General features: G+C 66.3%; 8 protein-coding genes. 2 read left to right on the top strand and 6 right to left on the bottom strand.

From position 1 onward, the window contains the following. The 5 genes from ABDV68_RS15980 to ABDV68_RS15960 all read right to left on the bottom strand — a co-directional run. A partial coding sequence (locus ABDV68_RS15980; protein WP_343521094.1) for a pseudouridine synthase occupies positions 1-239 on the bottom strand: 239 nt, incomplete at its 3' end. Between the two features lie 52 nt (positions 240-291). Further along, positions 292-2343 carry an EAL domain-containing protein gene (locus ABDV68_RS15975; RefSeq protein ID WP_343521093.1) on the bottom strand — a complete coding sequence of 684 codons (2052 nt, stop codon included), beginning with the start codon at positions 2341-2343 and terminating at the stop codon, positions 292-294. A gap of 191 nt (positions 2344-2534) precedes the next feature. Then, positions 2535-3317: a class III extradiol ring-cleavage dioxygenase gene (locus ABDV68_RS15970; RefSeq protein ID WP_343521092.1), complete on the bottom strand. Its 783-nt coding sequence runs from the start codon at positions 3315-3317 to the stop codon at positions 2535-2537. Positions 3318-3323: 6 nt separating this feature from the next. Next, a complete protein-coding gene (gene wrbA / locus ABDV68_RS15965) occupies positions 3324-3926 on the bottom strand; it encodes an NAD(P)H:quinone oxidoreductase (RefSeq protein WP_343521091.1) in 603 nt (200 codons plus the stop codon). Positions 3927-4003: 77 nt separating this feature from the next. Next, a complete protein-coding gene (locus ABDV68_RS15960; protein ID WP_343521090.1) occupies positions 4004-4726 on the bottom strand; it encodes a pirin family protein in 723 nt (240 codons plus the stop codon). 99 nt (positions 4727-4825) lie between these two features. Between ABDV68_RS15960 and ABDV68_RS15955 the strand changes: the two genes are divergently transcribed. Next, positions 4826-5755: a LysR family transcriptional regulator gene (locus ABDV68_RS15955; protein ID WP_343521089.1), complete on the top strand. Its 930-nt coding sequence runs from the start codon at positions 4826-4828 to the stop codon at positions 5753-5755. A 52-nt stretch (positions 5756-5807) separates the two neighbouring features. Here ABDV68_RS15955 and ABDV68_RS15950 read toward each other — a convergent pair whose 3' ends face one another. Then, positions 5808-8801, bottom strand: coding sequence for a TonB-dependent receptor (locus ABDV68_RS15950; protein WP_343521088.1), 2994 nt, complete (start codon positions 8799-8801; stop codon positions 5808-5810). Between the two features lie 328 nt (positions 8802-9129). On the opposite strand from ABDV68_RS15950, the gene ABDV68_RS15945 reads away from it, so the two are divergent. Continuing rightward, a partial coding sequence (locus ABDV68_RS15945; protein WP_343521087.1) for a response regulator transcription factor occupies positions 9130-9777 on the top strand: 648 nt, incomplete at its 3' end.

Raw genomic sequence — 9777 nt, 5'->3', positions numbered from 1 at the left:
TCGAACGCCTGCTGGAAGCGCGCATGCGCCTTGGGGTTCCGCGCGAGCAGCAGGCAGCCGCTGGTGTCGCGGTCGAGCCGATGCACTGGCGTCGGCCAGCGCTGGAAGCCGAAGGTCAGGTTGGCGAGGTGGTTCTCCAGGCTGATCGATCCGTCGCGCGGCGGATCGACCGGCAAGCCCGCAGGCTTGTCGAGGATGATCGCCTCGCCGTCGATGAACAGTACATGGTCCTGGATCATGCCCCGCTTTGCGGGCTGACGCGCAGGGTTGCAACACCCGCGGCGTCGCGGCCTAGCGCAGCGAGGTCTGGAACATCGGCAGGCCGGGCCGGGCATTGGGCACCACCGGACGTTCCCAGCCCGGCTCGACCGAGCGATCCACCGCGAGCCCGATCTGCGCCAGCATCAGCGCCGAGACGCGATAGCGCGGGCGGAAGCTGCCCTGCTCGTCGCTCACCAGCAGCTCGTCGAACTCCACACCCTGATGCGTGCCTTCCGAGCGGCGCACGGTCCCGATCACCCATTGCCGGTCGCCGAAGTCGATCACGAAGCGCGTGCCGACCGGCACGTCGACCAGCCCCTCGATCAGCGCGCCGGTGGCGGAGAGATTGCGCAGGATCACCGGGTAGTAATGATCGCCATGCACCGCCCCGATCCGGCGGAACGTCGCGACTCGGTTGCCGCGCTGCTTGGCCGGGCCGATCGGCTGGATCTCCCAGCTGCCATCTCCGACCGTCCGCGCCACCACCTCGGCCGATACCGGCAGGCTGTAGAGATAGCCCTGGATCAGCCCGACATCGAGCTTGCGCAGCGCCTCGAGCTGGTCGAGCGATTCGACGCCCTCCGCGGTGGTCTCCATGCCCAGCGCGCTCGCCAGCGCGACGATCGCGGTGATGATCGCATTGTTGCGCGACGAAGGGTCCGCGACTGCGCGCACGAAGCTCTGGTCGATCTTGATCTTGTCGAACGGCGCCGACTTCAGATAGCCGAGCGACGAATAGCCCGTTCCGAAATCGTCGAGCGCCAGCCGCACGCCGATCTTCTTGAGCGTGGCGAACGTCGCCTCGGCTTCCGCTCCGCCCTCGATGAACACGCTCTCGGTGATCTCGAGTTCGAGCCGGTCGGGGCGCAGTCCGGAATGGGCCAGCGCATTCAGCACGATCTGCGGCAGGTTCGGATTGGCGAACTGGATCGGCGAGACGTTGACGGCGACGCGCAGCTCGCCCGGCCACGCGGCGGCGTCCATGCAGGCTTGGCGCAGGATCCATTCGCCCAGCCGCGCGATCAGGCTCGTCTCCTCGGCGATCGGGATGAACAGGGCCGGCGAGATGCGGCCGCGATGCGGGTGGTTCCAGCGCAGCAGCGCCTCGAACCCCGCGACGAGGTTGGTCTTGGCATTGACCAGCGGCTGATAGTTGACCTCGAGCTCACCGCGGTCGAGCGCATCGAGCAGATCCTGCTCGAGCAACCGGCGATCCTCCGCCGCCTCGAGCATGTCGTGCGAGAAGAAACGATGGCAACCACGCCCCGCGCCCTTGGCGGCGTACAGCGCGAGATCGGCGTTACGCGCCAGATCCTCGGTCGTCTCGCCATCATGCGGGCCGACGACGACGCCGACCGAAGCGCCGATCACGCAACGGCTGCCGTTGACGAAATAGGGTTGCGAGATCGTGCGGATGACCTCGTCGGCCAGCGCCGCCAACGACGTCCGGTCGGTCTGCTCGTCCAGCACGATCTGGAACTCGTCGCCGCCGATCCGCCCGGCGCAATCGGCATGGTTCAGCACGCGCCCCAGCCGCGCGGCGACCTGGACCAGCAACTGGTCACCTGCCGGATGGCCGAGCGTGTCGTTGACTTGCTTGAAGCGATCGAGATCGATCAGCAGGATCGCGAAGGACTGTTCCGAGCGCGCGGACCCAAGCAGCGCCTGCTCGACCAGTGCCGACACGCCGCGCCGGTTGCGCAGGCCGGTCAGGGCGTCATGGCTGGCCAGGCGCGAGATCGCCTCGGCCGACTCCTGTACTGCCGTGATGTCCGCGCCGACGCCATGAAAGCCCAGGAAATTGCCCGCGCCATCGACTTGCGGCGTGCCCGAGATCGTCCAGATCCGCGCCTGCGGATCGTGGGTGCAGCGCATGTTGACCGCGCGGAACGCCTTTTGCTTGGCCAGCAGGAAGCCGAGCGGGCTGGCCGACTCGATCGCCCCGCTCTCGATCTTGAAGACCGCCGCCAGTTCCTTGCCGGTCACCGGCTCGCCCGCCGCGGCGAACTCGTTCCCGACCCACTCGCTGACATAGGAAATGCGGCCGTCCGCGTCGGTCGACCAGAACCAGTTGGTCCGCAATCCCTCGACCGAAGCCAGCAGATCGTGTTGCGCATGCGCGCGCGAGGCTGATCCGCCCCCAGCCCACAACTTGCGCTGTGGACGATTCTTCGCCCCGATCAATCGCCTGCTCCTGCCCCGGATTCCGCAGGGGAACCTGATGCATCGGGCTTTCGATTTGGTGAATTTGCTCCGCAACGGACCAAGGTCCGTCAACCGAAGCGGTACGCGTCCATCGCGAGCACGCCATAGGTATAGCTGTGGTGGAGCCGCTCGGCCTTATCGCCGCCCGCGCCCAGCGCCGTGAACAGCGGCAGGATATGGTCGGGCGTCGGGTGGTTTCGCTTGCCGAACGGCGCGCGCTCGACCGCGTCCAGCACCGCCTCGGTGTCGCCCGCATCGAGCCGCGCGTGAATCCAGTCGGCAAAGACGGCCACCCAGTCGGGCACCGCCGCATCGTGATCGCGTCCCTCGGCGAAGATCGCGCGCAGATTATGCGTCAGGCTGCCCGACCCGATGACCAGAATGTTGCGTTCGCGCAGCGGCGCCAGCGCCTGCCCGATCCGATAGTGCCATTCCGGCGCATGCACGCTGCTGATCGACAGCTGCACCACCGGCACGTCCGCCTCCGGCCAGGCCAGCATCAGCGGCACCCACGCGCCGTGATCCAACCCGCGCTTCGGATCGAGGAAAGCGGGTACACCCGGCCCTTCCACCAGCGCCGCGACCTCGGCCGCCAGCGCCGGATTGCCCTTGGCCGGATAGCGCAGGTCGAACAGTTTCTGCGGAAACCCGCCGAAATCGTGGATCGTCGCCGGCGCCTCGACCGAAGTCACCACCGCCTCCGCCATGTCGTGATGCGCGGAGACCATCACGATCGCGTCGGGCCGTTCGACCTGCCCGGCCAGCCCGGCGAGGAACTCCCGCGCCGGACTGGGCTCGAACATGATCATCGGCGAGCCGTGCGATACGAACAAGGCGGGCTGGCGCGCCATTTCGGGTCAGCCGAACAGCTTCGCCGCGGTCTCGGCGATGCGCTTGCCCTGGTAGCGGGCGCCGTTGAGCTCGACCTCGCTCGGCTGGCGGCTGCCGTCGCCGTCGGCAATCGTCGTCGCGCCATAGGGGCTGCCGCCCTTGACCTCCTCGACGCCCATCTGGCCGGCATAGCCATAGTCGAGGCCGATGATGGTCAGGCCGTGGTGAAGCAGGTTGGTGATGATGCTGAACAGCGTCGTCTCCTGCCCGCCATGCTGAGTCGCGGTCGAGGTGAACGCGCCGCCGACCTTGCCGACCAGCGCGCCCCTGACCCAGATACCGCCGGTGGTGTCCCAGAACGCCGCCATCTGGCTCGACATGCGGCCATAGCGGGTCGGCGCGCCGACGATGATGGCGTCATAGTTCGCCATCGCCTCGGGACCTTCGATCACCGGGTGCGAGTGGTCGGGCTGGAAGCCGGCGGCGGCGACCACTTCGGGCGGCGCGGTCTCGGGCACGCGGCGGACATCCACCTCGGCGCCCGCCGAACGCGCGCCCTCGGCGACGGCGTCGGCCATCTTCGAGAGATGTCCATAGGACGAGTAATAGAGGACCAGAACCTTGGCCATTTGCGTGTCTCCTGATGTGAAGAAGGTGGAGCGGCCCGCCGGGGAAGAGGGGTCGCGGACCGCTCCGAGGGGTCGTGTCAGTCGGCGTCGACCAGGACGATCTCGGCGTCCTCGATCGCGGTGATCGTCACGGTCTGCCCGCCGGTAAGCGCGGCGCCGTCACGCGCGTCGAGGATCTGGCTGCCAGCCCCGGCCTCCGAGCCGGGGTCGATCTCGATCCTGCCCACCGCGGGAACGAGATAGGCGTAACGCCCCTCGCCCACCGTGTGCGTCAGGCTCTCGCCCGCCTTGATCGTCGCGCCCAGCACCCGGGCATCGGCGCGGATCGGCAGCGCGTCGGTGTCCTCGGCAAATCCCGAAGCCAGCGTCACGAACTTGCCCGAGCGCTCGCCCTTGGGGAACGGCTTGGCGCCCCAGCTGGGCGCCCCGCCATTGGCCCGCGGCATGATCCAGATCTGGAACAAGGTCGTGGTCTCGGGCTCGAGGTTGTACTCGGCGTGCCGCACCCCGGTGCCCGCGCTCATCACCTGGACGTCGCCGGCGCCGGTCTTGCCGGTATTGCCCATCGAGTCCTGGTGCGTGATCGCCCCGGTCCGGACATAGGTGATGATCTCCATGTCCTTGTGCGGGTGCGCCGGAAAGCCGCTGTTGGGCGCGATCTCGTCGTCGTTCCAGACGCGGATCGCTCCCCAGCCCATCCGGTCGGGGTCGTAATAATTGGCAAAGCTGAAATGGTGCCGGGCGTTGAGCCACCCGTGATCGGCATGGCCCAGGCTGTCGAACGAGCGTTTCTCGATCATGTGTGCCTCCTTGGTTGACGCCCAAGATAGGCTCTGCGATCAGTGCGTAAATGGAAACGTCCGAAACAGATCGTTTCGGGGATTGAGCGGAGACGGGACTTGCGTTTACCGGATTTCGAGGCCTGGGCGATCTTCGCCTGCGTGGTCGAGCACCGCTCGTTCAGCGGCGCGGCGGAGGCGATCGGCGTGTCCAAGGCGACCGTGTCCAAGGCGATCGCCCGGCTCGAGACGCAACTCGGCACCGCGCTGTTCCACCGCACCTCGCGCCGCCTCACGCTCACCGACAGCGGCAATGCGCTGGCCGAGCGTGCCGGGCGCATCCTCGCCGAGGCGCAGCAGGCCGAGGAGGCCGCGCTCGATGCCGCCAAGGCGCCTTCGGGCCTGGTCCGCATCGCTGCGCCGATCACCTTCGGCATCCGCTTCGTCTCCGACGCGATCGCCGATCTGCTGATCGAGCATCCGGGGATCGAGATCGACCTGCGCCTCTCGGACGCGCGCGTCGACATCGTCGCCGACGGCTTCGACATCGCGCTGCGCATCGCCGACCTGCCCGACAGCTCGCTGCGCGCCCGCCGCCTCGCCCCGATCGCCGCGCGCGTCGTCGCGGCGCCGTCTTATCTCGAGAAGCACGGGACGCCGCGCCACCCCGCCGACCTCGCCCATCATGCCTGCTTCCTCTACGCCAACGCGATCGGCGCCTGGCATTTCCGCAAGGCCGATGGCGAGGAAGCGGCGGTGCGCCCCGCCGGACCGCTGATCACCGACAATGGCGACGCGATGCTCCCTGCCCTGCGCGCCGGGCTTGGCATCGCGCGCCTGCCCGATTTCATCATCGACGAGGACCTGGCCTCGGGTCAGCTGGTCGAGATTCTCACCGGCTGGTCGCCGATGAACATCGCGCTCCATCTGCTCACCCCCCCGAGCACGCTCCGTCCCGCGCGCGTCGAGCTGGTGATCGACTATCTCTCCCACCGCTTCCGCAACATCTGCAGTCGGGTCGAGGCCGCGCGGACCGCGAACCGCACATAGAGAAGGCCGGCCCGCACACCTGCGGACCGGCCTTCGCCTTTTGTACGTCCGATCAGTTGGTGCGGAAGCGTACACCGACGCGGAACCGACGGCCCAGCAGATCCGAATAGGTGCTGTTCGCCGCAAGGCCGGTCTCCGGCACCAGGATCGGCCAGCGGTCGAACAGGTTGGTCACGTTGAAGAACACTTCACCGACGCCCTCGCCCTCGATCTTGATCTTCTGCGTCAGGTTGAGATCGACGTAGAAGGATCCCGAGACCTTGTTCTCGTCATAGGTCGGGAACTGAGTGGTCGAGGCCGGGCAGCCGGTCTGGCACTCGATGCCGTTGGCGACATATTTGCCCGAGCTCACGCCGCGGCCCACCGCGGTGATCGAGAAGTCAGGCGTGTCGTAGGCAATGCTGCCGCGGAAGATCCAGGTCGGCGTGCTGAACTGGCCGCCATTCGCGCCCACCGTGTTGATCGGCACGGTGCCTGGGATGCCGGTGTCGATGACATTCTTGATGTAGCGCGTCGCGACGCCGCGCAGCGTGAAACCGCCCTCCGCATTGGCGAAGATGTCGTTCAGCGGTAGGCGGTAGGACGCGTCGATATCCACGCCGCGCACCAGCCTGCGCGCAAAGTTGAATGGCTGGTTGCGGAACAGGATGCGCGACGTATTGTTCGGATCCTGCGTGATCGCGGCGCAATATTCGGCGCGTCCCTCAAAGCAGCGGTTGATGATGTCCTGCGCGCTCAGCGTATCGATCGCGTCCTCGACGTTGATGTCGAAATAGTCGGCGGAGACGTTGAAGCCCGGCAGGAAGCGCGGCGAGAACACCGCACCGATGTTCCAGGAATCAGCCTTTTCGGGCTTAAGGTCCAGATTGCCGACCAGGGTCGCCGAATAGGAGATGCTCGCCGGATAGCTGCCGCCATTGGGTCCCTGACCAAGCGGCCACGGGTTGCGCACCGAATCGCTGTTTGCCGTGCCCGCCTGGTAGAGCTCGTTGAGGTTGGGCGCCCGGATATCGCGCGAGCGGGTCACACGGATCCGGATATCCTCGATCGGCTGCCAGGTCGCGCCAGCCTTCCACGTCGTGACATAGCCTGACGTCGAATAGTCGGTCGCGCGCACCGCACCGTTGAACTCAAGCCCGAAGCCCAGCGGCACCACGGTCTCGAGATAGGCTTCCTTGACCCGGTAGCTGCCCTTGGTCGCCAGGTAGTTTCCGACCGACCAGGTATTGGCGGTGGTGATGCCGCCGCCCGGATTGGGAGTCACCGCCGGGCGGAACTCGGGCGGCACGAAACCGTCGATCTTCTCCTCGCGATATTCGCCGCCGACCGCGATACTGACATCGCCGGCCCAGGTGGCGAACGGCGTGAAGGAGAAGTTCGTGCCGACGACGATCTGCTCGATCGTCTGGTCGCGATAGGGATCGCCCAGGATATAGTCGATCGCAGCGGGATCGGCGACGCCGATGCCCATGCGGTTGAGGGGACGACAATTGGGATCGTTGTTGGTGGCGACCGCGTCGACGTTGATCGCGCACTGGATCGACCCGACGGCATAGCCGCCCGGGTTGCCCGCCTGGGCGAAAACCGCCTTGGTGGCGTTCAGCGTGCGCTGGGTGTGCATAATGTTGCGCAGCTGTTCGTGCAGCTCGGCGCGGCCATATTGGCCGTAGAAGTCCCATTGCGCCGTCCTGCCGAATGCCTCGAAGGTGCCTTCGGCACCGATCACATAGCGCTGCACCTTGCGTTCGTTGTTGACCGCGCGGAACGGAAGATCGGCCGCCGTGGTCGCCAGCGTCACGCTGGTCAGGCCGGCCAGCGCGGCCCCGCCGAGCGCATTGTAGAGATAGGCGTTGCAGGTGGCGGGCACCGGCGTGACGTTGCAGTTGGTCGCATCGATGGCGATGCCGGTGGCAAGGTTCGGGCCGGCGTTGAAATAGACTTCCTGGCGGTTGTACGAAGCTTCCGCGAACAACTCGACATTGTCGGCGACCTTGAAGCTCAGCCGCGCGAAGATGCCGTGGCGGTCGTCGCGCGGATCGAGACCGATGCGGCGCCCGGAATCGTTGACGCGCCAGTCGCCGCCCTGGGTCAGCGTCGGGGCGGAAGCTCCGCCGGGCACCGGGAAGGTCAGCGCGCCATATTGATACTGCTGCACGGCACCATTCTGGCCGAAATAGATGCCGCGCATCCGGTTCGCGGTGCCGCCGGCCGAGCCGGTGATCAGCCCGCCCGGGGTCGAGTTCGCCGCACCCACCTGGCGCCGGATCAGGAATTGCGGCGTCGTGCTGGTCGCGGTCCAGTTGGGATCCTGGATCCGCACATAGCCGGTGTGGTTCCACGGCCGGTCGATCGGGTCGACCTCGAAGATGCCGTCCCGGTGCGCGACCTCGCCGCTCACCAGCAGATGGCCGCGGCCCCCGCCGAACGACCAGCCGCCGGCGACGCCGATCGAATAGTTGAACCCGTCGCCCTTGTCGGTGACACCGACATCGGCATCGACCTTCAAGCCTTCATACTTGTTGTCGAGGATGAAGTTGACCACGCCCGCGACCGCATCCGAGCCATAGGCCGACGAGGCGCCGCCGGTGACGATCTCGACCTGCTTCACCAGCGCCTGGGGAATCGTGTTGACATCGACCAGGCTGGTGATCGTCGAGGCGACCGAGCGGCGGCCGTTGACCAGCACCAGCGTGCGCGTCTCGCCCAGGTTGCGCAGGTTGAGCGCATTGATGCCCGCCTGCCCGCTCGACAGGTTGAGGCGCGAGTTGGCCGGCATCGTCGATCCGGCGAGCGAGGGCATCTGGTTGACGAAGTCGGCGATGTTGTTCGACGGCGAGCCGTTCTGGATATCCTCGATGTTCAACACCGTGACGGGGGTCGGCGCCTGGAAGCCATCGCGCACGATGCGCGTGCCGGTGACGACCACCTCGCCCTCGCGCTCGGGTTCCTGTGTCGCCGGGGCGGGCGCGGGAGCGGCGGCATCCTGCGCGAAGGCAGGTTGCGCCAGCGCGCAGACGGTGACGAGAAGCGCTGCTTTGATCTTCATGAGAGACCCCCTGAATGTCACGGCGCGCGTTATCGCGTCACCACCCCGAAATGATGAAACTAATCACGCAACCTCCTGGTCGGCAAACGCAAAATAAGGAGGAAGCCTATAGACTGGGGATATGGGCCGATAACCCGACGGGACATGACCCGAGCACGGGCACATGACGGCGGATTCGCACCTCGCCAGCCGGGCGAATCGCCCGCGACTCGTGGAGTCAGGCCGGTTAGAACAAAATTAACCTTTTGCCTTCAGACCTGCTTAGGTTAATGAATCAGTCGTGTTGCTGCCGCAGGGGGCTGGCAACCGGCACAGGGGGATCTCGCACATGCGCGTGCTTCTGATCGAAGACGAGCCGACGACTGCCAAGGCGATTGAGCTGATGCTCACCACCGAAGGCTTCAACGTCTATACGACCGATCTGGGCGAGGAAGGCCTCGATCTCGGCAAGCTGTATGATTACGACATCATCCTGCTCGATCTCAACCTGCCGGACATGCATGGTTATGACGTGCTCAAGAAATTGCGCGTCGCGCGGGTGCAGACCCCTGTGCTGATCCTGTCGGGCATCAGCGAGATGGACAGCAAGGTGCGCTCGTTCGGCTTCGGCGCGGACGATTATGTCACCAAGCCGTTCCACCGCGAGGAGCTGGTCGCGCGCATCCACGCCGTGGTCCGCCGCTCGAAGGGCCATTCGCAGTCGGTCATCCGCACCGGCAAGCTGGCGGTGAACCTGGATGCCAAGACCGTCGAGGTGGACGGCGCCCGCGTGCACCTGACCGGCAAGGAATATGCGATGCTGGAGCTGCTCTCGCTGCGCAAGGGCACGACGCTCACTAAGGAGATGTTCCTCAACCACCTTTATGGCGGAATGGACGAGCCCGAGCTCAAGATCATCGACGTCTTCATCTGCAAGCTGCGCAAGAAGCTCAGCATGGCATGCGACGGCGAGAACTATATCGAGACCGTCTGGGGC

The organism is Sphingomonas sp. (assembly GCF_039595165.1).
In the GTDB taxonomy this organism is placed as follows: domain Bacteria; phylum Pseudomonadota; class Alphaproteobacteria; order Sphingomonadales; family Sphingomonadaceae; genus Sphingomonas.
This window is presented reverse-complemented; position numbering and strand designations above follow the sequence as displayed.